A 22,043-nucleotide genomic window follows, 5' to 3' on the forward strand; every position below is an offset into this window, starting at 1 on the left:
CGAGAGCACGGTATGCTCACTACCGACCTCTCCGACCGCGTCGCGCTGGTGACGGGGAGCGCGACGGGCATCGGCCGCGAACTCGCCCTCTCGATGGCGGAGGCGGGGGCGTCGGTCGCCGTCCACTACCACACGAGCGAGGAGGCCGCCCGCGCGACGGCCGCGGTCGCTCGCGAGACGAGCGGCGAGGCGACGACGGTGCAGGGCGACGTGACCGACCCCGACGAGGTCGACGCGATGTTCGACGCCGTCGAGGCCGACCTCGGCACCGTCGACGTGCTCGTCAACAACGTGGGCGATTTCGCACCCAAACACTGGGAGGATATCGATGTCGAGACGTGGAACCGCGTGCTAGACACGAACTTCAACGGCACGTATCTCTGCTCGAAGCGGGCGTTGCCCGAGATGCGCGAGGCGGGGGACGGCCGCATCGTCAACATCGGCTACGCGGGCACGGAGAAGGCGCTCGTCTACCCGAAGAACTTCCCCTATCTCGTGGCCAAGACGGGCGTCATCATGTTCACGCGGATGCTCGCGAACGACACGAACGAGGACGGCATCACCGTCAACTGCATCTCGCCGTACGTGGTCGAAAACTCCGACGAGTTCCCGGCGGAGGCGCCGCGTGGCCGATGGGCCTCATTCGCGGATCTGCGGCAGGTGCTCTTTTTCTTCCTCGACGCCGACAGCGACTACGTGAGCGGGGAGAACGTCGAAGTAGACGGCGGGTGGATTCCCGAGGCGCTCTAGGCCGACGGCACGTCGTCGGGGTCGTCCTCGACGGACCGTTTCATGGAGTCACGGCGGGATTTGGCGTCCCGCTTCGTCACTTCGAGCAGGAAGTCGTTTTTCGCGCTGACCGCGTCCTCGGCGGCATCGGCGTTGCCCTCCTCGATGACCTGCGCGGCGTCTTTCTCTTCGAAGTGGACCGCGAGGCGGTCCTTCTTCCCGCTGTATTCGGCGGCGCCGGCGACGATGCGTTCGAAGACGGGATTGTCAGGGTCCCCGACGACGTAGAGGTCGTTGCCCTCATACTCCTCGGTTCCGGTCACCGGGCCGAAATACTCCTCGATAGTGCCCTCGAGATCGGGGGCGTTCTCGTCTAAGGTTTCCCCGCGACGCATCTTGTACTCCTTCATGGCCACCGCTTCGGAAGGCGACGGTTTACGAGTTTCGTCCTCGGAGTCGGGGGACGCGACGCATACGTCTGGCTGTCCGTCGATACCGCTGGTCGCCACTCGGAGTGGCGACTATCGTGAGACAGGGATCGCCGGCAGTGTCACCGCTCGCGTTCGGCGATATACCCCTCGTGACACTCGGGGCAGATGTCGCCCGCACGCATCGACGACTCGCCGGCGGTGCGGACGTACTCGCAGTTCGGACAGAAAAACTCCGTCTCGCCAGCGCTGTCGTCGCCGACGCGTTCGACCGTCTCGGCGGCGACGAACTGCTTACCCGCCGCCTGGCCGTCGGCCGCGGCCCCGTTCGTGGCCGCGGTGTCGGCCTCCGCGTCGCCCGCCGACTCCGGCGCCAGGCCGCCGCCGAAGTCGACATCGGCCGGAGTGCCGTCGGCCGCCTCGGCGTCGAACCCCTCGTCCGTCCCGTCGGGCGTGGGCCAGTCGTCGTCGTCGCTGACGACCGTGGCGCCGTCGTCGACGGTGTCGGCGTCAGCACTCGGCGCCGTCTCCGCCGTGTCGGCGGCCGCTTCGGCGTCCTCGACATCCGCGTCAGGCCACTCGCCGCGGGAGCGCTCCGGTTCGGCGTCGTCCGAGTCGTCAAGGATGATCGCGTCGTCGACGCCGTCGTCCGTCTCGACCGGGGCATCGCCCTCGGCGGCGACAGGATCGGTCTCGGAAGCGGTGACAGCATCGGGTGATTGCGCGGCATCGGCGGTCGCGTCGGGCGACGGTGCGTCGGCGGTCGCGTCGCCCGGCGTGTCGCTCTCGGCGTCGGCCGCGGCGGTTTCGTCCGGCGATCCGTCACCGGGGTCGGGCGTCACGCCACCGCCGCCGAGACCCGTCGACACCGACTCTTCCTCGGAGGTCCGCACGGGTCGCACTTCCTTGTTCTCGCTGACGGTCCGGCGTTCCCCACAGCGATCACAGGTTTCGACGGTCCGGTAGGTTACGACCACCTCATTGCCGCGTTCCTCCCGCTCACGCTCCACCTCGCGGTTCGCGTATTCGTGTCCCAGCAGGCACCTGAGTCCCATTGCGCGAAGGTAGGGGACCGCTACACCAAAAGCGTCCGTCAGACGCACGTCCGACGCGGCCACGGCCGGGCGGTACAGGTAAACCGTCCGCGGCCGTTACCCCCGCCTATGAAGGCCAAACGGGAGTTCCGGGACCGCGAGGACGTGGAGGTGGACATCCTCGATGCGCTGGTCGACCGGGGTAGCGAGGGGATGACCGTCTTCGAACTCCGGGCGGCCGCCGACGTCGATATCGACACGCTGGAGGACGCGCTCTCGGAACTGAAATCGGATTCGCTCATCTCGGTCGAGACGGAAGACGGGCGGACGGTCGTGCTCCCGGACGACCGCGTGGTTCCCGACCCCGGAGAGGCGCCGGACGAGGACGAGAGCCTCTTCGACGCGGTGCGCGAGCGCCTCGGTCTCTGAGACGGTTCTTGTGAGTCAGCACCGCCGATCCGCCGGCCCGTCTCGGCGAACAACCGGTACACAGTTACAACGATCCGTATGAGACGGAGGGTACCGTTCACCGGTAGTCGCCGACCACTGGAACAAAACGGTCCGGTTGCCCCCGCCGCGACCGCGTCCCTTTTTCCCACCGCCCGCGTAGTCCCGTCGATGACACGGGGTCTCCACGCCGACTACGGCGCCGAGTTCGAGACGCGGAGCGGCCGAGAGATCGTCGCTCACTACGGTCGCCCCGAGCGGACGCACCTCGCGATCCGCAACGGCGTCGGCGTCATCGAGATGGCCTACGGCGTCGTCGTCGTGGAGGGGTCCGACGCCGTCGGCTTCGTCGACAACACCGTCTCGAACCGCGTACCCGAGGCCGACGGCGAGGGCTGTTACGCCCTCCTGCTCGACGCCCAGGGCGGCATCGAGACCGACCTCTACGTCTACAACGCGGGTGAGCGACTGCTCTGTTTCACGCCACCCGACCGCGCCGAACCCCTCGCCGAGGACTGGAGCGACAAGGTGTTCATCCAAGACGTTACCGTTCGCGATGCCTCGGCGGAGTTCGCCGTCTTCGGCGTCCACGGCCCCAACGCGACGGAGACGGCCGGGACGCTGCTTGCGGGCGCTGAAATACCGGAGGCGTCGCTCACCTTCGTTCGGGGCGCCATCGCCGACGCCGGCGTGACCGCCATCGCGACGGACGAGCCGACGGGCGAGACGGGCTACGAAATCGTGTGTGCCAGCGACGACGCCGTGGACGTGTTCGACTCGCTGCTCACTCGCGGCACGCCAACGACGCCCGTCGGGCACCGGACGTGGAACACGCTGACGCTCGAAGCCGGCACACCGCTGTTCGAGTCGGAACTCGAAGGCCGGATTCCGAACGTCGCCGGCGTGCGCAACGCCCTCGATTTCGACAAGGGGTGTTACGTCGGCCAGGAGGTCGTCTCCCGCGTCGAAAACAAAGGGCGACCGAGCAAGCGTCTCGTCGGCCTGACGCTCGATGCCGTCCCCGCGCCCGGCGCGGCGGTGTTCGACGGCGACGACGCCGTGGGCGAGGTGACCCGCGGCGCCGAGAGCCCGTCGCTCTCGCGACCCATCGCGATGGCGTACGTCGACAGCACGACAGCGGCGACCGAACTCGCCGTGCGCGTCGACGGGACGGACATCGACGCCAGCGTCACCACCCTGCCGTTCGTGGAAGGGAGCGGCCGGTCGGCGCGCGTCCCGCGTTACGACTGACCGCGGTCGCCGTCGGCGCTCCCCGGCGGCGCGTCGTCGCGTCCGTCGGGGCGCTTGGCGTCGTCGCTGTCGACCCATCCCGAGACGAGCGCGCGGAGGTGCTCGATCGACAGGAAGGAACTGGGACGGTCCATGTGGACGCCGATCTCGCCGTCGAGGGCGCGCAGGCCGAGGCGCTGGATCGGCGCTGGGAGCGAGTAGGCTCGCCGTATCATGTGGCCCAGTCGAATCTCCCGGGAGAGGTCGTCACGCCACGCCCGTTCGTAGTCGGAAAGGGTCGACGGCCGTGTGGGATCGATGGTCTCGGCGGCTCGGTCGGCCGCCGTCATCCCGTAGAGGATGCCGCCGCCGGTGAAGGGCTTGGTCTGGGCGGCGGCGTCGCCGATGAGAAAGGCCCGGTCGCTCGTCACGGTGTCCGGCGGGCCGATGGGAATGGCGCCGGAGCAGACCCGCCCCGTGTCGGCGCCGTAGTCGTCGAGCAAGCGGTCGAACCGCTCGGTCACGTCGGTACCCGGCGGCGCCGCGAGGCCGTACTCCACGCCCGCCTCGCCCCGGGGGATGCGCCAGGCGAAAAAGCGCGGCACCGTCAGGTGGACGTCGACGAAGTCACCGTGGTCGGCGTCGTCGGCGAACGCGAGGACGCCGTGGAGGCGCTCGTCGGAGTCGGGGAGTCCGACCTCTCGGCGTACTCGCGAGACGGGGCCGTCACAGCCGGCGACCAGCCGCGCCTCGAACGTTCGGGTCTCCCCCTCCGTGCTGGCGGTCACCGTCACGCCATCCGCGTGTTCCTCGAGGCCAGTGACGGTGTGTCCCTCGCGCACGTCGGCGCCCGCCGCCCGCGCGGCGTCGGCGAGGATGCGGTCGAGTTCGACCCGGTCGATGACGTTCGACACCTCTTCGGACTTGTAGAAGGGGTAGGCTCGGGAGTCCGGCCCGCCGAGGCGGAAGTTCGCGCCGTACACCCGGTTCTGGAGGAGGGCGGCTTTCGCGTCTCCGGGGACGTAGTCCCAGATGTCGGTGCTGACGTGGCCGGAACAGGCGAGCGGCGTTCCGACCGTCCCCTTCTCCAGGGCGAGCACGTCGTACCCGGACTCGGCCGCCCGACGGGCAAAACGGGCGCCCGCCGGCCCGACGCCGACCACGACGAAATCGTACATGGATGAGAGGACCGGACAGAGCTATAAAAAGAGACCGAGTGGGGACGGAATGCCGGGGCGAGGCGTTCCGGTCGGGCCAAGAACTTAATCGCTGGCCACCCACCCCACGTTCATGTCGCGTAGACGGGACCCGGTCGAGAAACGCGCCGACGACGCTGTCGACCTCTACGACATCGCTACCTGGGAGCGCCGCGGTGTCATCGACGGCATCGCGTCCGGAATCTATCGCGTGCTGGTCGCCTCGGCGCGACTGTTCATCGTCGTAGTCGCGTTGCTCATCCTGGTCGGCATCGGCGGGTTGAGCGCCCTGACCGACCCACAGATCGGGGCGCTGACGCTTCTCTCGGCACTCCCGGCGCTCGGCCTCGCCATCTACGTCCGCCGCTCCGACATCACGAGCAACGAACCCCTCTCCCTGCTCGTCGCGACCTTCCTCCTCGGCGTCCTGACGGCCAACTTCGCGGCGGTGCTCAACTCCGCGTTGAAAGGCGTCTTCTCCACGCTCGGCTTCGTCGGCACCATCCTCTTTTTCTACCTCGTCGTCGGCCCCGTCGAGGAGACGGTGAAACTGCTCGCGGTGCGCCTGTACGCGTACGGCACTGAGAGTTTCGAGGCGGTCGTCGACGGCGCGGTGTACGGCGCCGTCGCCGGACTCGGCTTCGCCACCATCGAGAACGCCCTCTACATCACGCAGAACCTGGACGCGCCGACGGCGACGACGGCCGGCCTCGGTCTCATCGGTGCCGGGGGGGGCATCACCGCCATCCGCGCGCTCGCTGGCCCGGGACACGTCATCTACTCCGCGTTCGCGGGGTATTATCTCGGCCTGGCGAAGTTCAACCCGCAAAATCGTGGCCCGATCGTCATCAAGGGCCTCCTCGTCGCCGCGCTCATCCACGCCACCTACAACGCCACCGTCGGCATCGGAACGGGACTGATCGCGTTCGCGACCGGCCTGTCGCAGCTCCCCGCCTTCCTGGTGTACGTCCTGCTCTACGACGGGATCTTCGGCCTGCTGCTCGTCGGAAAGATCCGGCGGTACAGCACGGCGTATCGCCAGGCCCACGCGGCCGAGGAGCGCGACGAGTCGTCGTTCGACGTCGAGTCGACCGAGTTCGAGTAGGCGTAACGGAGTTCTCGATAGAACGATCCGGGGAGTATCTGCCCCTATCAGACCAGCCGCTCGACGTATTTCGCCACCACGTCGACCTCGACGTGAACCGGATCGCTGGGCGATTTCGCCGAGAGCGTCGTCAGATCGTACGTGGTCGGGATGATGGCGACCGACACGGTCCCCGCGTCGTCGTCGAGTTCGGCCACGGTGAGGCTGATGCCGTCGAGCGCGATGGACCCCTTGGCGACGACGTACTGCCGCAGGTCGTCCGGGAGGGCGAAGGTAAAACGCCAGTCGTCGCCGACGCGTTCGATGGCGTCGACGGTCGCCACGCCGTCGACGTGGCCCTGGACGATGTGGCCGTCGAACCGGCCGTCGGCGGGCATCGCCCGCTCCAGATTGACCTCGTCGCCACCGTCGACCGTGCCGAGATACGTCTTCGCGACCGTCTCCTCCGCGAGAAACACCTCGAACCAGTCATCGGCGTGGCGTTCGACGGTGAGACAGACGCCGCTGACGCTGATGGACTGCCCGTGGTCGACCGCATCGAACTCGTGGCGCACGCGAAGCCGTCGGCCGTCGGCGCTCTCCTCGACGGCCACGACCGTGCCCGTCTGCTCGACGATGCCCGTGAACATACCGCTCGTTGGCGGTCGCCGGAGTAAGGGGTTCCGATACGCCGCACGCGTCGCGAACGGATCTGCCGGACGAAGACGATATGGGCGGGCGACCCGTACTGACGGCCGATGCGACTCGGCATTCTAGAGACCGTCGGCCTCGCGGCGACGCTGATTTTCGCCATCCCGGTCGGCCTGTTCGGCATCGAGACGCTGCTCGCCGGGCAGACGGCGCTCGGGACGGGCCTCGTCGTCGTCGCGGTGTTGATGGTCGTCCTGCCCCGACGGCTCACGACGCCCGCTGATCTGCCGGGGGCCATCGCGGAGCGCGTGGTCGGCCGCGCGGTGAAAGACCCGGACGAGGAGAACTAGTACGCCACCGGCGACAGGGATGTCGGCGTCGCGTCGAGAACGCGACAGCCGGATTCCGTGACGGCGTAACACGTGCCGATGCGGACGTGGCCGTGGTCCGGGGCCGGGGCCGTCGCCGTCGGCGCGAGCGCGAACACCTGCCCGGCGGCGAGCGAATCGTCCGTGGAGAAGTCGGGCGGATCCCCGTCGGCCACGCGAACCCCCCGCGCCACGTCGCCCGCGGCCGTCAGTCCGTACGCACCGAGTTCGGCGACGGCCTCCTCGACGACCCGCCGCGCCGGCAGGGTGGGTTCGACGACCCGCCGGACGGCGTCGTGGGCCATCCCCACCGCGACGGCCGCGCGCCGTTCCCAGCCACCCGCGCCGTCCACGACGAACGTGCGCGAGAGGGGCGTAGTCACCCCGTCGACGCGGGGCGTGAGAGAGACCATGATGGGCGTGCCCGCCCGGAGCGTCCCAGCGGGTTCGACCGTCGTGTCGGCGGCGTCGCCGCCGTGTCGAGCGACGGCCGCGTCGGCGACGCGTTCGAGGTCGGCCGCCGTGAGCGGGTCGCTCTCGGCGTCGTGGAGACGGTCGTCAGTCACCGTCGCGTCCGCGAGACGGGTCGCGACGGCGACGACGCCCGCGCTGGCGGCCGCGAGCGCCGGTTCGGCCGCCGCACCGGCGGTCACGGTTCAGGAACCGGCGTCGCCTGAGCCTCCTCCAGCATCTCCTCGACGTCTTCGTCGCGGAGTTCGTTGTGGAGGAGGACGCTGACCGGCAGGGTCGGCGCGCCGCCGATGAGGTTCTCCAGCAGCACCAGCCGTTCGCGTGCCCGACTCATGCCGACGTAGAACACGCGGCGTTCGTTGTCGGTGAGAATCGGGACGGGACTTGTGTGGGCGGTGAACTCCTCGACGCCCTCAACGGCGGTCGGATCGTCGACGCTCGCGGCCATCTGCTCGACCACCTTCTCCGTGAGGTCCGTACAGACGAAGACGTGATCGGCCTCGCGACCCTTCGCGGAGTGGATGGTGCCGACGCGGACGCGACTCGGATCCATCCCGTGGTAGTCGGCGTCGAAGTAGGCGTCGACGGAGTTGCGCTGGAAGCTCGTTACCTTGCGCACCATGTCTCCCGCGGACTCGACACCGGGCAGGAACGGCGCGTGGTCGATGACGGCCGCCGGCGGCACCTCGAGTTGGGCGATGTCGTCGACATCCGCCTCTTCCTCGCGGTCGTCGAGGTAGTCGTAGAAGTCGTCGCGGTCGTTCGTCCCGAACGCCGAATCCTGGAGCATGTCGGCGAGGCGGCGCGCCTCCAACCCGGTGATGGGGTCGTCGGCGTCCAGTTTCTCGATGGCGCGGACGTACTGGGTGAGGCGGTCGGTCCACATCCGCTGGTCCGTCATCGCGGAGAAGGGGATGCCCTTCGGGAGGAAGTCGTCGATGAACTGGAACATCTGGTAGCGGGCGCGAAAGAGGATCATCACCGTCTCGTCGGTGGTGTCGACGGTGTGCTGGACGTTCCGCACCACTTCGAACATCGACGGACTCTGGATACCTTCGACGACGCCACCCTCCTTGCGCGGGTTGAGGTCTTTCTCCTGGCGCTTGTCGATGTGGCGGATCTCCCGGTTGACGACGTTGAGGATGCGCGAGGGGAGGCGATAGGAGTTGGGCAACACCACGTCCTCGTCGACGTCCGCATCGAGCAGGATGTTGGGGTCGGCACCCTGCCACGCGTAGACGACCTGGTCGTCGTCGCCGGCGATCAGCACGCCCTCCATGTGGGGTTTCCACTCCTCGAAGACATCGTACTGGAGGGTAGTGATGTCCTGGAACTCGTCGATGACGAGGTAGTCGACGTGGGGGACGAGCGAGCGCTGGGCCACCCGTTCGAGCATGTCCGCGAAGCCGACCAGGCCGTGTTCGCCCTTGTACGACCGCCAGGCGCGGATGACCGCCGGCACGTCGATCCGTTCGTCGCCGGTGGGCCAAGTCGGCGTGTACTTGTTCCCTTCCTGGGCCTCGGGGTCGATCTCCGGGGGCAGACGCACTTCCTCCACGTCCCACTGGAAGGGGACGTCGTACCAGTCGGCGACATCGCGCTGGGTGCGCTGGAGCCACTGGCTGGTGGCGATGATCTTGTTGCCGAGCGTCGTCGACCGGGCGGTGCGGCGGCCGGCACCGCCGTACTCGTCCTCGTACTCGACGCCGTACTCCTCGCAGAACGCCTCCTTGTCGTCCTCACCGACGACGTCGCCACGCGAGAGGTCGAGGAGTTCGTACGCCTTCGCGTGCATCGTACAGACGTTCCCCTTGAGCGCACGGGGGGACTTATCGAGGCGCTCGGCCAGGCGTTCGCGAACCTCGGCGGCCGCGGCGCGGGTGTAGGAGACGACCAGAATATCGCGAATACTCACGTCGTCCTCTTCGAGTAGTTCGTCAACGCGGTCGAGGAGGGCAGTGGTCTTCCCGCTCCCGGGGCCGCCGAAAAGACGGGTGACCGTGGCGTCGTTGCTCATCAATGCCTTACACGCCCCGAGGAACCCTGAATCTTGCCCTGTACGGGCGTCGGCCTACGCGGCCGACTCCGGGTCCCAGCCGCAGACCGAGCAGTCGGTCGCGGATTCGTCGTGGAGTGCTCCACAGTCCGGGCACTGCAACTTGTTATAGGAACGCTCCCAGCGTACCGGTGTCGTCTCGTGACCGTTGGTCTCGAGGAACTGGTCGAACAGTTCGTCGTCGTGTTCGCTGGGTCCTGCTGCCATACACGCCATGGTATGGCATACCACTACTTAGGCGTACCGGTGTGGGTAAGTCTCACACGAACGGCGAAGCTACAGGTCGTACAGCGCGCCGTATTTCGCCGTCGCGTAGTCGACGAAGGCGTCGGCCGCGACGTCCTCGCCGGTCGCGCGGCGAACGAGTTCGTTCGTCTCGTAGCGCTTGCCGTGACGGTGGATGCGGTCGGTCAACCACTCGTGGAGCGGGTCGAACTCGCCGCGCCGAACGTGGTCGGTGAGGCCGTCGATGTCGCGTGCGGCGGCGTCGAACAGCTGTGCGGCGATGACGCTCCCCAGGGAGTACGTGGGGAAGTAGCCGAAACTGCCGTGGGACCAGTGGATGTCCTGCAGGCAGCCCTCGGCGTCCGTCTCGGGGCGCACGCCGAGATACGACTCCATCTTGTCGTTCCAGACGGCGGGCACCTCGCTCACGTCGAGGTCACCGCGCACCAGGTCGCGTTCGATTTCGAACCGGAGGACGATATGCAGGTGGTAGGTGAGTTCGTCGGCCTCGACCCGGATCAGGTTCGTCGGGTCGACGGCGTTGACCGCCTCGTAGGCCTCGGCGGCGCTCACGGTGCCGAGCGCGGGGAAGTGGTCGACGACGCGGGGGAGGAACCCCTCCCAGAAGGCCTGCGAGCGGCCGACGTGGTTCTCCCAGAGCCGAGACTGGGACTCGTGCACGGAGAGGTCCCGCGCTTCCCCCAGCGGCGTCCCGTAGGCGTCGTCGGGCAGACCGAGCGTGTAGGTGGCGTGGCCGAACTCGTGGACCGTCGAGAGCAGGGCGTCGATCGGATCGCTCTCGTCGTAACGGGTGGTGATGCGGGCGTCGTAGGTCGTCCCCGTCGAGAACGGGTGCGGAGCGACGTCGAGACGGCTGCGCTCCCAGGGGTAGCCGAGAGTGTCGAGCGCGTCCCGCATCAGCGCCTCCTGGCGGTCGGTGTCGTAGGTGCCGGCGAAGGCGTCCGTCGCCAAGTCGGCGTCGGCGGCGCGGATGTCGTCGACGAGGGGGACGACCGCCTCGCGGAGCGTGGTCAGCACGTCCTCGGCGTGCGAGAGGGGGAGGCAGGGTTCGTACTCCTCGAACAGCACGGCGTAGGGGTCGCGGTCCGGGTCGATGTGGTCCGCATACGCCCGCTTGAGCGCGAGGTGTTCTTCGAGATGGGGCGCGAAGGCGTCGAAGTCGTCGTTCTCCTTCGCGTCACGCCACGCGGGCAGGGCCTCCGAGGACGCCGCAGAGATGCGTTCGACCAAGTCCGTCGGCACGCGCACCGCGCGCTCCTGTTCGCGACGCACCTCGCGGACGACGGCCGCCTGGTCGTCGTCGAGGTCCGTGGCCGCCAGTGTATCGAGGAGGTCGTCGAGTTCGTCGGCGGTGAGCAGGTCGTGGTGGACCGCCGACAGCGCCGATAGCTGGCGCGAGCGAGCGGGGGTTCCCTCCTCGGGCATCATCACCTGCTGATCCCAGGAGAGCAGGTCCGAGGCGTTCGAGACGGTGGTGATCCGTCCGATGCGGTCGAGCAAGTCGTCGTACGTGGCCGGCGTATCGCTCATAGCCGGACGTGGACCCGCGCCGTAATACGGGTGTCGTCCGTGCGGGGCCGCTGGTGCGCGCCACCGGATCCTACCACGGAGTGGTAACACCTTTGAGGGCGAGGCGTCGACCGGTGGGCATGACCGATACGAACGCGGGTGGCTCGGCGCCGAGTCTCACCGCGCGATTCGAGGCGTATTTCTCCGAGATGGGACCGTCGTGGGTCGCTGGGGCCATCGCGGCCGGACCGGCGACCATCGCCAGCCTGGTGACTGGGGGCGCGCTGTTCGGCTACAGTCTCCTCTGGGTGGTCGTGCTCTCGGCGGGCGCCGGCGCACTCGTCCAGTATCTATCGATGCGGCTCGGCCTGCTGACCGAGCGGGGCATCGTCGCCGTGGTCGAGGACCACCTCGGCGAAACCTGGGCGTGGCTCCTGGTCGCCGACGCCGTGATCGCGTCCGGCGTCGCCCAGCTCGTCATCATGAAGACCGTCGCGACGGTGTCGGCGACGGTGACGGGCGTCGACGCGCGCGTCTGGGGCGTCGCCTGGGCGCTCATCCTCGCCGTCGGCCTGGCGGGGCGTGGCTATCGCTTCCTCGAACTGGCCGCGAAACTCCTCGTCTCGCTGGTCGTCGTCGCGTTCGTCGCCAGCCTGTTCGTCGTCCCCGTCGACTACGGCGCGGCCGTCGCCGGCCTCGTGCCGAGCATCCCCTCCGGCGGCGCACTGGTCGCCGCCGGCATCCTCGGCGGCGCGGTCCACATCACGCTCATCACGATGCAGTCCTACACGATGCGCTCGCGTGGCTGGACCCGTGACGATTACGACACCGCGACGTTCGACATCGGCGCGTCGATGCTCGTCGCGTTCGGGATCTACAGCCTTGCCATCTTCCTCGTGACCGCGAGCGTTCTCACGCCCGACAACACCCTGACGGCCGTCGGCGCGGCGCAAGCGCTCGGCCCGCTGGTCGGCGCCAACGCCAAGTGGCTGTTCCTGCTCGGTCTCTGGGGCGCGGCCGTCTCGACGCTCGGCGGCAACACCATCGTCCCGCCCTTCCTCCTGGCCGACAAACTCGGCTGGGGAACGACCATCGACGACTCCCGCTACCGCGGCCTGCTCGTCGTCGTCGCCCTCCTGTCCGCCCCAGGGGCGTTCATCGGCGGCGCCGTGCTGGGCCAACTCGTCCTCGTCCTCGCGCTCGGCACCGTCGGCACGCCCTTCGCCATCGCCATCGTGCTCTACCTGCTGAACTCCGACGCCGTTCCCGACCGGAACTCCACGCTCGCCAACGTCGGCGGCGTGGCGCTTTTGGGCGTCACGGTCTACCTCGCCGCCAACTTCGTCCGCGAACAGGTGCCCGATGGCGTCGACCCGCTTGCCGGAAACATGGCCGGACTCGCCAGCATCGACCCGCTGCCCGGCGCCGTGCTCGCGTTCGCCATCGCACTCGGCATCGCGATGGCGGGGCTGGGCGTGAAATACGTCGCGGAGGAACTCGTCTGAACGGGTCGTGAGCGACCCCTCCGTTCCCCTTGCGGGCACGACGCTCGTCGTCGGGCCGTCGAACGCCGGCAAGACCCGACTGACCGCCGAGGCGTTGCAGTCGTGGGTGGAGCACGAGGGGACAGCGGGCGTCGCCATCCTCGAGTTCGCTCCCGAACTCGAGCGCGACGGCCGGATTCTCGGCGGCCGTCTCGACCGCTTTCTCACGCCGCCGGCCGACGCGTGGCAGGGTGTCCTCGACGCCCACGCACCGCGGACGACGGCCGACTCGCCGTCCGAGGCGGTCGAACTCGCCGCCGACAACGCCCGCCGTGCCGACACCCTGTTCGACGCCGCGCCCGACGCGCCGCGGGCCGTCTTCGTCAACGACGCCACCATCCCGTTCCAGCACGCGGACGCCGACCCGACGCACCTGCTCGACTACTGTGCCGACGCCGAGATGGCCGTCCTGAACGCGCTGGAGGCGGACGAAATCGTGGGCGACGACGCCGTCTCGCGGGCCGAGCGGCGGACCCTCGACGCCTTCCGGTCGGCGGCGGACCGCGTGATTCGCCTGGATGACGGGTGACACCCCCATCTCTATCCGCCCACCGACCGATGCGGGCGTATGGTCCCGCTACAGATACCCGGCCTGCCCGAACTGCTCGTCATCGTCTTCATGTTCGGCCTGTGGCTCGCACTCCCGGCGTTCGTCGCGCTCGTCGTCTACCAGTTCATGGACGGTCGAAACGCGGACGAGGAGCGCATCGCAGCACTGGAAGCCGAAATCGAGGACCTCCGGAACGAACTACCGGACGAGTGATTCGGCGGCCCGCCGGTAGAGCCGTTCGCACCGCTCCAGCACGTCGATACTGACGCTCTCGTGCTCGGTGTGGGCCTCGCCGGGTTCGGCGGCGCCACAGACGACACACGTCGTCCCCGCCGCCGCCAGCCACCCCGCGTCGGTCGCGTGGGGTTTGGCCACCCGTTCGGGCGTCCCATCCTGCGATTCTCGTGCCGCCGCGAGCACCGCGTCGGCGAAGGCTGCGTCGTCACACGCCATCGGCGGCAAGTCCTGATCGACCTCCCACTCGACATCCTCGACCGATTCGGTGCGTTCGAGCGGCGCGCGCTCGCCCGGAACGGTGCGCTCGTCGACAGTGACGGTACAGCGGTCGGGCACGACGTTCCACGCCGATCCGCCCTCGATTTCGGTGACGGAGACGGTGCCGTCAAGGTGTTGGCCGAGGACCGTCGTCTCGGGCGCGTCCATCTCGCGGACGATATCGACCGCGTCACACGCCCGATACACCGCGTTGTCGCCCGCCTCGGGTTCGCTCGCGTGGGCGCCCTCGCCGCTGGCGACGAGCGTGCTCCCGCGACGGCCCATGTGGGCGACGGCGACATCGGTCACGCCCGGCACGGAGTAGCCGGTCGACCCCTCGCCGACGACGGCGAAGTCGGGGGCGAAACCCTCGTCGATGGCGGCCCGAGCGCCGACGCCGCCCTGCTCCTCGCCGACGAACGAGGCGAAGACGAGTTCGTCGACCGGGTCGACGCCGGCGGGCGTCCGCTCGTCGAACGCGGCGTCACGAAACGCTACCATCGCGGCCGCCAGACTCCCCTTCATGTCCGCGGTACCGCGGCCGTAGAGACGGCCGTCGCGCTCCTCGACTACGTAGCCGTCGCCGTCGACCTGCTCGTCGGCCGGTGGCACCACGTCGTGGTGACCGACGAGGGCGAGCGATCGGGGGCCGTCGCCGCGCCGCGCGATGACGTTGCCGCCCGAATCACGGTGGACGGTCGCGTCCGTCTCCTCGCGGAGCCACGACGCCACGGCGTCGCCCGCGTCGCGCTCGTCCTCGTGGCTCGGAATCGATACCAGACGGCGAGTCAGCGCCACCACGTCGCTCATGGGCGCGTCCACGTGATACGGAGTATTGTAACTGTCTTCCGGTGAGTTGCCGATCCGTCTTGGCGATTCACGGGAGCGATTTATACGGGACAGACCACGCCGCCGTCCACCGGCTATCCGCACCAGGCAGGCCGCTCCCGTGACAATCAGTTGAATACCCTTTTCCGTCTCGCCCCCCGAATTTGGATATGAACATCGTACCCGATACGAGTGCGGTTATCGACGGACGCGTCTCCGAGCGCGTCGAATCGGGGATCTACGAGGGGGCGACGATCACCGTCCCCGAGGCCGTCGTTGGCGAACTCGAATGGCAGGCCAACGAGGGCCACGACACCGGCTGGGAGGGCATCGAGGAGTTACAGCGCCTCGTCGAACTCGCCGAGACCGGCGACATCTCCATCGACTACTACGGCGAGCGCCCGAGTGCCGGGCAGAAACGCGAGGCCGACGAGGGCGAGATCGACGCCATCGTCCGCGACGTGGCCTCGGATCTCGACGCGACGCTCCTGACGAGCGACGTGGTGCAGGCCGAAGTGAGTCGGGCGAAGGGTCTCGATGTCGAGTACGTTGAACCCCGCGGGCGCGACGCCGAGGGCCTCGAAATCGAGTCCTTCTTCGACGAGACGACGATGAGCGTCCACCTCCGCGCCGGGTCGAAGCCGAAGGCCAAGCGTGGCGACATCGGCGACATGCATTACCAGGTCATCGGCGACGAGGTGACCACGGAAGCGGAGATGAAGGAGTTCGCCCACGACGTCAAGGAGACGGCGCGGGCGAGTCCGGACGGCTTCATCGAACTCGACGAACCGGGAATGACCATCGTCCAGTTCCGGTCGTACCGCATCGCCATCGCCCGGCCGCCTTTCGCCGACGGGTTCGAGATCACCGCCGTCCGTCCCATCGTCAAGACCGAACTCGACGACTACGAGTTCGCGGACGAACTCAAAGACCGCCTGCTCGAACGCCAGCGTGGCGTGCTCATCTCCGGCGCGCCCGGCGCCGGGAAGTCCACGTTCGCCCAGGCCGTCGCGGAGTTCCTCTCCAGTCACGACAACGCGGTGAAGACGATGGAGAAACCGCGCGACCTGCAGGTCGGGCCGGACATCACACAGTACACCGCCCTCGGCGGCGACATGGCCAAGACGGCCGACTCGCTGCTGCTGGTCCGACCGGACTACACCATCTACGACGAGGTGCGCAAGACCGACGACTTCGAGGTGTTCGCCGACATGCGCCTCGCCGGCGTCGGCATGGTCGGCGTCGTCCACGCCACCCGCGCCATCGACGCCCTCCAGCGACTCGTCGGCCGCGTCGAACTCGGCATGATCCCGCAGGTGGTCGACACGGTCATCTACATCGAGGCCGGCCGCGTCGAGACCGTCTACGACGTGACGACGCAGGTGAAGGTGCCCGAGGGCCTCACCGCCGAGGACCTCGCCCGCCCGGTCATCCAGATCGCCGACTTCGAGACCGGCAAGCCCGCCTACGAAATCTACACCTTCAACCGGCAGGTCGTCACCGTTCCCCTCGACGAGGACGGCGAGGAGAGCGAGACGGGCGTCTCCCGCCTCGCGCGCAAGGAGGTCGAACGCGAGATTCGCTCGATCGCGCGCGGCCACGTCGAAGTCGAACTCAAGGGCCAGAACGAGGCCGTCGTCTACGTCGAGGAAGACGACATCTCCTACGTCATCGGCAAGGGCGGCGGCCGCATCAGCGACGTCGAGGAGCGACTCGGCCTCAGCATCGACGTGCGCACGCTCGACGAGAAGCCGGGGGGCGGCGGTAGCGGTAGCGGTGACAGTGGCGGCGAGACGGGCGGCGCCAGACCCGCACAGGAAACCGTCGTGACGCCCGAAGTCACCTCGCGGCACGTCGTCATCGACGTGGCCGACAGCGTCGACATCGGCGAGACGGTCGAAGTGCGCGCGGACGGCGACTACCTCTTCACCGCGACGGTGGGTCGCGGCGGCGAGATCCAGGTGTCACGCGGGAGCGCCATCGCTGACGAACTCGAAGACGCCATCGACCACAAAAAGCGGATCACCGTCGTTCCGGCCTAGTCGCACTCGACGCAGGGCGCGTCGGTGTCGCCTTTCTGTTTTGCCACCGCGGCCTCGTCGAGCTGGTAGAGGTTCTGTCGTGCGTCGGCGAAGTAGACATCCTCGTCGACGACGCCGATATCCTCGAGTCGTTCGAGCGCGTATCGGACGGTTCGAGCCGACAGCATCGACTCCTCCACGATCCCCTTCTGGGTCAGTGACCCGTTGTATTCGAGGACCTTGAAAACCAGTTTCGCGCTCGGGGGAAGGTCGTCCAGACCCTCCTCTTCAGTTCCAGCCATCACGTTGATCGAACGGGGCCACCGGCATAAATCTTCACCGACACGGGGTTGGTCGTATCGAACCCCTTTTCATGTCCGGTGCCGGAGAGTCGTGTATGGCTACGGAAACGCAAACCGGTCTCACGGGGCACGTTCGCGGGGTGACGGTCACCACGCTGGCCTGTCTCGCCGGCGTCGCCGCGGCGGTCGTCTCCGCCGCCGTCGTCGGGACTGGCCCGGAGGCAGCGAGCAGCGTGCGGACGCTCGCGTTCCTGGTCGCGGCCATCGCCGGCCAGTACCCCCTGCTGAAGGCCGTCGGCGTCGACGTATCGGAGTTCGGCGCGAAAGACCACCTCTACGTGGCGTTTATGACGTTCTCGCTCTGGTTCGTCTCGTTCGCCATCCTGCTCACTACCGGCGCGTCCCTCTGATCATGGCCCGGGACAGTATCGCGGTCGTCGACCTCGATCGGTGTCAACCCGACCGCTGTAACTACGAGTGTGCGAACTTCTGCCCCCCGAATCGCACGGGAGAGGAGTGTATCGTCACGCTGGAGGAGCGCCACGACGATCCCGACCTCTACGAGGGCGGCCCCGAGCAGATCAGCATCTCCGAGGAGCTCTGTCTGGGCGAAACCTGCGGCATCTGCGTCGAGAAATGCCCCTTCGACGCCATCGAGATCATCAACCTCCCTCAGGAGTTGGAGGACGAACCCATCCACCGCTATGGCGAGAACGCGTTCTCGCTGTACGGCCTGCCGGTGCCCGAATCCGGCACGGTCACGGGGATGCTCGGTCCGAACGGCATCGGGAAATCCACGGCCGTCCACATCCTGGCCGGCGAAATCCTGCCCAACCTAGGCAACTACGACACCGACCCCAACTGGGAAGCGGTCCTCGACCGCTACCGCGGCACGGCGCTCCAGAACTACCTCGAACGCCTGAAGGAAGGCGAGGTGAGCGTCGCCCGCAAACCGCAGTACATCGACCGCATCCCCGACCAGTTCGACGGGAAGACCCGGGCGTTGCTGGAGAGGACCGACGAGCGCGGCGTCGTCGACAACCTCATCGACCGCCTCTCGATCCGGCCGGTCATCGACCAGCCCATCGACACGCTGTCGGGCGGTGAACTCCAGCGCGTGGCGCTCGCGGCGACGCTCGCCCGCGACGCCGACTTCTACTTCCTCGACGAAATCACGCCCTACCTCGACATCGGCCAGCGCGTGACCGCCGCGCGCCTCGTGCGCGAACTCGCCGAGGATGAGGACCGCTCGATGCTCGTCGTCGAACACGACCTGGCCGTCCTCGACCTGCTCGCCGATACGCTTCACGTCGCCTACGGTGAGCCCGGTGCCTACGGCGTCATCACCGACCCCAAATCCGTTCGCAACGGCATCAACGAGTATCTCCAGGGCTACCTCGACAACGAAAACATGCGCATCCGCCCGAACGAGATCACGTTCGAGGAGCACGCGCCACGGGAGTCCACGACGGGGACACCGCTCGTCGACTATCCCGATCTGACCAAATCCTACGGCGAAGGCGAGTTCTCGCTCGACGTCGAGGGCGGCACCATCTACGAGAGCGAAGTCCTGGGCGTCGTCGGCCCGAACGGTATCGGGAAGTCGACGCTGGCGAAACTGTTCGCCGGGTCGCTCGAACCCGACGAGGGCGAACTCGACTTCAGCCTGGATATCGCGTACAAGCCGCAGTACGTCGAAGTCGACCAGCCGATGCGCGTCGACACGTTCCTCTCCTCGATCACCGACGACTTCGGCACCTCGTTCTGGAACACCGAAATCGCCCAGCCGCTCCAACTGGAGCGCATCATGGAACAGCAGTTGACGGACCTCTCGGGCGGGGAGCGCCAGCGCGTCGCCATCGCGGCCTGCCTCTCGGAGGAGGCCGACCTCTACCTGCTCGACGAACCCTCGGCCCACCTCGACGTCGAACAGCGGGTGCAGGCCACGACGGCCATCCGGCGCTACGCCGAGAACCACGACGCCACGGCGATGGTCATCGACCACGACATCTACATGATCGACCTGCTCGCCGACCGCCTGATGGTCTTCGACGGCGAACCCGCCGAACACGGCCACGCCTCGACACCACAGGGCATGCGCTCGGGCATGAACGACTTCCTCGCGGACCTCGACATCACGTTCCGCCGCGACGAGCGGACCGGACGTCCCCGCATCAACAAGCCCGACAGCCAGCTCGACCGCAAGCAGAAACGGCAGGGCGAGTACTACTACACGCCGTAACGGGTGGGCGCGGGGCGTGCGGCGACTGCGGGACGCTCGCAACCATTAACGCGCTCGACGCCGGGGCATTCGACATGACCGAGGCCGCCGACCTCCTGTTGACGAACGCGGAGGTACATACGCTCGCCCGCCCCGACGAGACCCACGAGGCGGTCGCCGTCCGCGACGGCCGGATCGTCCGCGTCGGCGACGCCTACGAACTCGACTTCCTGGCGGGCGTCGGGACGCGGACGGTCGACCTGGGGGGTCGGGTCGTCCTCCCCGGATTCGTCGACGCCCACACTCACCTCGAACTGCTCGGTCGGAAGCGCGTTCACGCCGACCTCTCGGAGGCGACGAGTCGCGACGAGGCGCTCGGCCGACTGCGGGCCCGCGCCGACGCCGTGGAGGCGGGCGAACCCGTCCTCGGCTTCGGCTACGACGAGAGCGCGTGGGACGACCGGCGCTATCTCACCCGGGACGCGCTGGACGCCGTCGACGCCGCAGGCCCGGTGGTCGCCGTCCGCGAGGACCTGCACGTCGCCTCGCTCGACTCGACCGCGCTGGAGCGGTTCGGCGGCGCGTTGCCCGAGTCCGACGTGCGGCGCGAGGCCGGCGAACCGACGGGCGTCGTCGTGGAGGCCGCAGCCGAGGCACTCCTCGACGCGCTCTCTCCCTCGCGGTCGCAGCTGGACGACCTGCTCCGAGCGGCCCAGCGTCACGCCAACGAGCGCGGCGTGACGGGCGTCCACGACATGGTGCGGCGCTCCCGGGCGCCGGCCGTCTACCGCGACCTCGACACGGACGGCGACCTCACGCTCCGGGTTCGGCTCAACTACTGGGCCGACCACCTCGCCGCCCTGCAGGAGACGGGACTGCGCACGAACCACGGCGGCGGGATGGTCGACGTGGGCGCAATCAAGACGTACACCGACGGAAGCCTCGGCGGGAGGACGGCCCGACTCAGCGAACCCTACGCCGACGCGCCCGACGAACGGGGCGCGTGGACGGTCGACCCCGACGCGTTCCGGGACCTACTCGACCGGGCCGAGTCGTCGGGGTTCCAGGTCGCCGCTCACGCCATCGGCGACGAGGCCGTCGACATCGTCACCGGGGCGTTCGCGGAGCGGGAGGATCCGGGCACGGCCCGCCACCGAATCGAACACGCGGAGCTCGCGAGCGACGACGCCACCGACCGCCTCGCCGAGACCGGCGTCGTCGCGTCGGTTCAGCCGAACTTCCACCGCTGGGCGGGCGAGTCGGGGCTCTACGCCGACCGACTGGGCGACCGACGGACGAAGACGAACCGCCTGCGCCGACTCGCCGACGCGGGCGTCCACCTCGCGTTCGGCAGCGACTGCATGCCGCTCGATCCACTCTACGGCGTCCACCAGGCGGTCACCGCGCCAACGGCGGCCCAGCGGCTGGACGTGACCGAGGCGCTGCGGGCGTACACGCTGGGGAGCGCGTACGCGGGCTTCGACGAGGACAGACTGGGCACGGTCGAACCGGGCAAATGCGCCGATCTAGTCGCCGTAGAACGGTCGCCGTGGCAGCAGCCGGACGCCATCGCCGACATCGACGTGGCGCTGACCGTCGTCGACGGCGACGTGGTGTACGACGGAATTTAAGGTCTCGCCCCGCCGACTCCGTCCATGACCGCCTTCTTCGACCGCTTGCGCGAGCGCATCGACCGGGTCGACAGCGTCGTGTCGGTGGGTCTGGATGCCGACCCGGACCGACTCCCGGAGTTCCTTTCCGACCGCGACCTGCCACGGTGGGCGTTCAACCGCCGGATCATCGACGCGACCCACGAACACGCCGCCTGCTACAAGCCGAACGCCGCGTTCTACGAGGACGCCAACGGCTGGGGGGCGCTCCGGGAGACGGTGGCCTACGCCCACGGGAAGGACGTGCCCGTTCTCCTCGACGCCAAACGCGCCGACATCGGCAACACCTCGCGCCAGTACGCGGAACTGCTCGACACCGTCGACGCCATCACGGTGAATCCCTACATGGGCCGGGACTCGCTCGACCCCTTTCTCTCGCGCGAGGAGGCGGGCGTGTTCGTCCTCTGTCGCACGTCGAACCCGGGCGGGGCCGACCTGCAGGACCTCGAACTGGAGACGGGCGAACCCTTGTACCGACGGGTCGCAGCGCTGGCCGACCTCTGGAACGAACACGGCAACGTCGGCCTCGTCGTCGGCGCGACGGCGCCGGAAGAACTCGAAGCGTTGCGGGCCGAGGTGCCGGACATCCCCTTCCTCGTCCCCGGCGTGGGTGCCCAGGGCGGGGACGCCGAAGCGGCCGTCGAGTACGGCCTCGCCGACGGCGTCGGCCTCGTCAACTCCTCGCGGGGAATCATCTTCGCGGGCGAAGACGCCCCCGATGGTGAGGACGCCTACTTCGGCGCCGCAGGCGAGGCGGCCAAACGGCTCAAGAAACGCCTCAATCAGTACCGGTAGGGCGGGCCGTCCGACCCGTGGCGCGTCTCGGACGCGCAGTGTGAACACAGCCCCGTCGCGCGGTCGTAATGCTCGGTGCAGACGAGTGCCCCGCAGTTGTCGCAGGTGTGGCGGGCGACTGCGTTCTCACACACTTGGCACACGCCAGCGACGCTCATAGTTGGTGTA

Annotated in this window: 24 protein-coding genes; 13 read left to right on the top strand and 11 right to left on the bottom strand. The window is 68.4% G+C overall.

The window, feature by feature from the left end; all coding sequences use genetic code 11:
* The first annotated feature begins 12 nt into the window (after positions 1-12).
* The gene (locus MXB53_RS00375; RefSeq protein WP_248895234.1) at positions 13-750 is read left to right on the top strand and encodes an SDR family NAD(P)-dependent oxidoreductase; all 738 of its coding nucleotides are present in this window, start codon (positions 13-15) and stop codon (positions 748-750) included.
* Here MXB53_RS00375 and MXB53_RS00380 read toward each other — a convergent pair.
* Both MXB53_RS00380 and MXB53_RS00385 read right to left on the bottom strand, forming a co-directional pair.
* On the bottom strand, positions 747-1,139 hold the full coding sequence (locus tag MXB53_RS00380; protein ID WP_248895235.1) for a DUF5611 family protein: 393 nt from the start codon (positions 1,137-1,139) through the stop codon (positions 747-749). The two genes, MXB53_RS00375 and MXB53_RS00380, sit on opposite strands and share 4 nt — an antisense overlap.
* A 140-nt stretch (positions 1,140-1,279) precedes the next feature.
* Positions 1,280-2,212, bottom strand: coding sequence for a DUF7093 family protein (locus tag MXB53_RS00385; protein ID WP_248895236.1), 933 nt, complete (start codon positions 2,210-2,212; stop codon positions 1,280-1,282).
* 108 nt (positions 2,213-2,320) lie between these two features.
* Here MXB53_RS00385 and MXB53_RS00390 point away from each other — a divergent pair, with 108 nt between their 5' ends.
* Positions 2,321-2,620 (top strand): DUF6432 family protein, encoded by a 300-nt coding sequence (locus MXB53_RS00390; protein ID WP_248895237.1) that lies wholly within the window; start codon positions 2,321-2,323, stop codon positions 2,618-2,620.
* Between the two features lie 189 nt (positions 2,621-2,809).
* On the top strand, positions 2,810-3,889 hold the full coding sequence (gene ygfZ / locus MXB53_RS00395; RefSeq protein ID WP_248895238.1) for a CAF17-like 4Fe-4S cluster assembly/insertion protein YgfZ: 1,080 nt from the start codon (positions 2,810-2,812) through the stop codon (positions 3,887-3,889).
* Here ygfZ and MXB53_RS00400 read toward each other — a convergent pair.
* Positions 3,880-5,046 carry a geranylgeranyl reductase family protein gene (locus MXB53_RS00400; RefSeq protein ID WP_248895239.1) on the bottom strand — a complete coding sequence of 389 codons (1,167 nt, stop codon included), beginning with the start codon at positions 5,044-5,046 and terminating at the stop codon, positions 3,880-3,882. The two genes, ygfZ and MXB53_RS00400, sit on opposite strands and share 10 nt — an antisense overlap.
* A gap of 112 nt (positions 5,047-5,158) precedes the next feature.
* On the opposite strand from MXB53_RS00400, the gene MXB53_RS00405 reads away from it, so the two are divergent.
* Positions 5,159-6,169 carry a PrsW family intramembrane metalloprotease gene (locus MXB53_RS00405; RefSeq protein WP_248895240.1) on the top strand — a complete coding sequence of 337 codons (1,011 nt, stop codon included), beginning with the start codon at positions 5,159-5,161 and terminating at the stop codon, positions 6,167-6,169.
* 47 nt (positions 6,170-6,216) lie between these two features.
* On the opposite strand, the gene MXB53_RS00410 is transcribed toward MXB53_RS00405, so the two are convergent.
* The gene (locus MXB53_RS00410; protein WP_248895241.1) at positions 6,217-6,798 is read right to left on the bottom strand and encodes a riboflavin synthase; all 582 of its coding nucleotides are present in this window, start codon (positions 6,796-6,798) and stop codon (positions 6,217-6,219) included.
* Between the two features lie 108 nt (positions 6,799-6,906).
* On the opposite strand from MXB53_RS00410, the gene MXB53_RS00415 reads away from it, so the two are divergent.
* On the top strand, positions 6,907-7,149 hold the full coding sequence (locus MXB53_RS00415) for a DUF7533 family protein (protein WP_248895242.1): 243 nt from the start codon (positions 6,907-6,909) through the stop codon (positions 7,147-7,149).
* On the opposite strand, the gene MXB53_RS00420 is transcribed toward MXB53_RS00415, so the two are convergent.
* The 4 genes from MXB53_RS00420 to MXB53_RS00435 form a co-directional block, all read right to left on the bottom strand.
* Positions 7,146-7,820: a M24 family metallopeptidase gene (locus tag MXB53_RS00420; RefSeq protein WP_248895243.1), complete on the bottom strand. Its 675-nt coding sequence runs from the start codon at positions 7,818-7,820 to the stop codon at positions 7,146-7,148. The genes MXB53_RS00415 and MXB53_RS00420 overlap by 4 nt on opposite strands.
* Complete coding sequence (locus MXB53_RS00425; RefSeq protein ID WP_425601185.1) at positions 7,817-9,655, bottom strand: UvrD-helicase domain-containing protein; 1,839 nt, start codon at positions 9,653-9,655, stop codon at positions 7,817-7,819. Before MXB53_RS00425 ends, MXB53_RS00420 begins: the two co-directional genes overlap by 4 nt.
* A gap of 54 nt (positions 9,656-9,709) precedes the next feature.
* On the bottom strand, positions 9,710-9,901 hold the full coding sequence (locus tag MXB53_RS00430) for an HVO_0416 family zinc finger protein (RefSeq protein WP_248895245.1): 192 nt from the start codon (positions 9,899-9,901) through the stop codon (positions 9,710-9,712).
* Positions 9,902-9,970: 69 nt separating this feature from the next.
* Positions 9,971-11,470, bottom strand: coding sequence for a carboxypeptidase M32 (locus MXB53_RS00435; protein ID WP_248895246.1), 1,500 nt, complete (start codon positions 11,468-11,470; stop codon positions 9,971-9,973).
* A 188-nt stretch (positions 11,471-11,658) separates the two neighbouring features.
* Here MXB53_RS00435 and MXB53_RS00440 point away from each other — a divergent pair, with 188 nt between their 5' ends.
* Genes MXB53_RS00440 through MXB53_RS00450 form a run of 3 tightly spaced genes read left to right on the top strand, consistent with a single transcriptional unit; the run spans position 11,659 to position 13,756 of the window.
* Complete coding sequence (locus tag MXB53_RS00440; protein ID WP_248898046.1) at positions 11,659-12,954, top strand: NRAMP family divalent metal transporter; 1,296 nt, start codon at positions 11,659-11,661, stop codon at positions 12,952-12,954.
* A gap of 7 nt (positions 12,955-12,961) precedes the next feature.
* Positions 12,962-13,522 carry an ATP-binding protein gene (locus tag MXB53_RS00445; RefSeq protein WP_248895247.1) on the top strand — a complete coding sequence of 187 codons (561 nt, stop codon included), beginning with the start codon at positions 12,962-12,964 and terminating at the stop codon, positions 13,520-13,522.
* 39 nt (positions 13,523-13,561) lie between these two features.
* Positions 13,562-13,756, top strand: coding sequence for a hypothetical protein (locus MXB53_RS00450; protein WP_248895248.1), 195 nt, complete (start codon positions 13,562-13,564; stop codon positions 13,754-13,756).
* Here the strand turns inward: MXB53_RS00450 and MXB53_RS00455 are convergent.
* Positions 13,742-14,848, bottom strand: a complete 1,107-nt coding sequence (locus MXB53_RS00455; RefSeq protein WP_248895249.1) for a M20 family metallopeptidase — start codon at positions 14,846-14,848, stop codon at positions 13,742-13,744. The genes MXB53_RS00450 and MXB53_RS00455 overlap by 15 nt on opposite strands.
* Positions 14,849-15,036: 188 nt before the next feature.
* Here MXB53_RS00455 and MXB53_RS00460 point away from each other — a divergent pair, with 188 nt between their 5' ends.
* Positions 15,037-16,908, top strand: coding sequence for a PINc/VapC family ATPase (locus tag MXB53_RS00460; protein WP_248895250.1), 1,872 nt, complete (start codon positions 15,037-15,039; stop codon positions 16,906-16,908).
* Here MXB53_RS00460 and MXB53_RS00465 read toward each other — a convergent pair.
* The gene (locus MXB53_RS00465) at positions 16,905-17,189 is read right to left on the bottom strand and encodes a winged helix-turn-helix domain-containing protein (RefSeq protein WP_248895251.1); all 285 of its coding nucleotides are present in this window, start codon (positions 17,187-17,189) and stop codon (positions 16,905-16,907) included. The genes MXB53_RS00460 and MXB53_RS00465 overlap by 4 nt on opposite strands.
* Positions 17,190-17,284: 95 nt before the next feature.
* Between MXB53_RS00465 and MXB53_RS00470 the strand changes: the two genes are divergently transcribed.
* The 4 genes from MXB53_RS00470 (at position 17,285) to pyrF (ending at position 21,875) form a co-directional block, all read left to right on the top strand.
* Positions 17,285-17,599 (top strand): EMC6-like membrane protein, encoded by a 315-nt coding sequence (locus tag MXB53_RS00470; protein WP_248895252.1) that lies wholly within the window; start codon positions 17,285-17,287, stop codon positions 17,597-17,599.
* Between the two features lie 2 nt (positions 17,600-17,601).
* Positions 17,602-19,431: a ribosome biogenesis/translation initiation ATPase RLI gene (locus MXB53_RS00475; RefSeq protein ID WP_248895253.1), complete on the top strand. Its 1,830-nt coding sequence runs from the start codon at positions 17,602-17,604 to the stop codon at positions 19,429-19,431.
* Positions 19,432-19,505: 74 nt separating this feature from the next.
* The gene (locus tag MXB53_RS00480; RefSeq protein WP_248895254.1) at positions 19,506-21,041 is read left to right on the top strand and encodes an amidohydrolase; all 1,536 of its coding nucleotides are present in this window, start codon (positions 19,506-19,508) and stop codon (positions 21,039-21,041) included.
* A gap of 24 nt (positions 21,042-21,065) precedes the next feature.
* On the top strand, positions 21,066-21,875 hold the full coding sequence (gene pyrF / locus MXB53_RS00485; protein WP_248895255.1) for an orotidine-5'-phosphate decarboxylase: 810 nt from the start codon (positions 21,066-21,068) through the stop codon (positions 21,873-21,875).
* Here the strand turns inward: pyrF and MXB53_RS00490 are convergent.
* Positions 21,863-22,033, bottom strand: a complete 171-nt coding sequence (locus MXB53_RS00490) for a hypothetical protein (RefSeq protein ID WP_248895256.1) — start codon at positions 22,031-22,033, stop codon at positions 21,863-21,865. The genes pyrF and MXB53_RS00490 overlap by 13 nt on opposite strands.
* Positions 22,034-22,043: the final 10 nt, after the last annotated feature.

Source organism: Haloplanus sp. XH21 (assembly GCF_023276355.1).
GTDB classification, from domain to species: Archaea; Halobacteriota; Halobacteria; order Halobacteriales; family Haloferacaceae; genus Haloplanus; species Haloplanus halobius.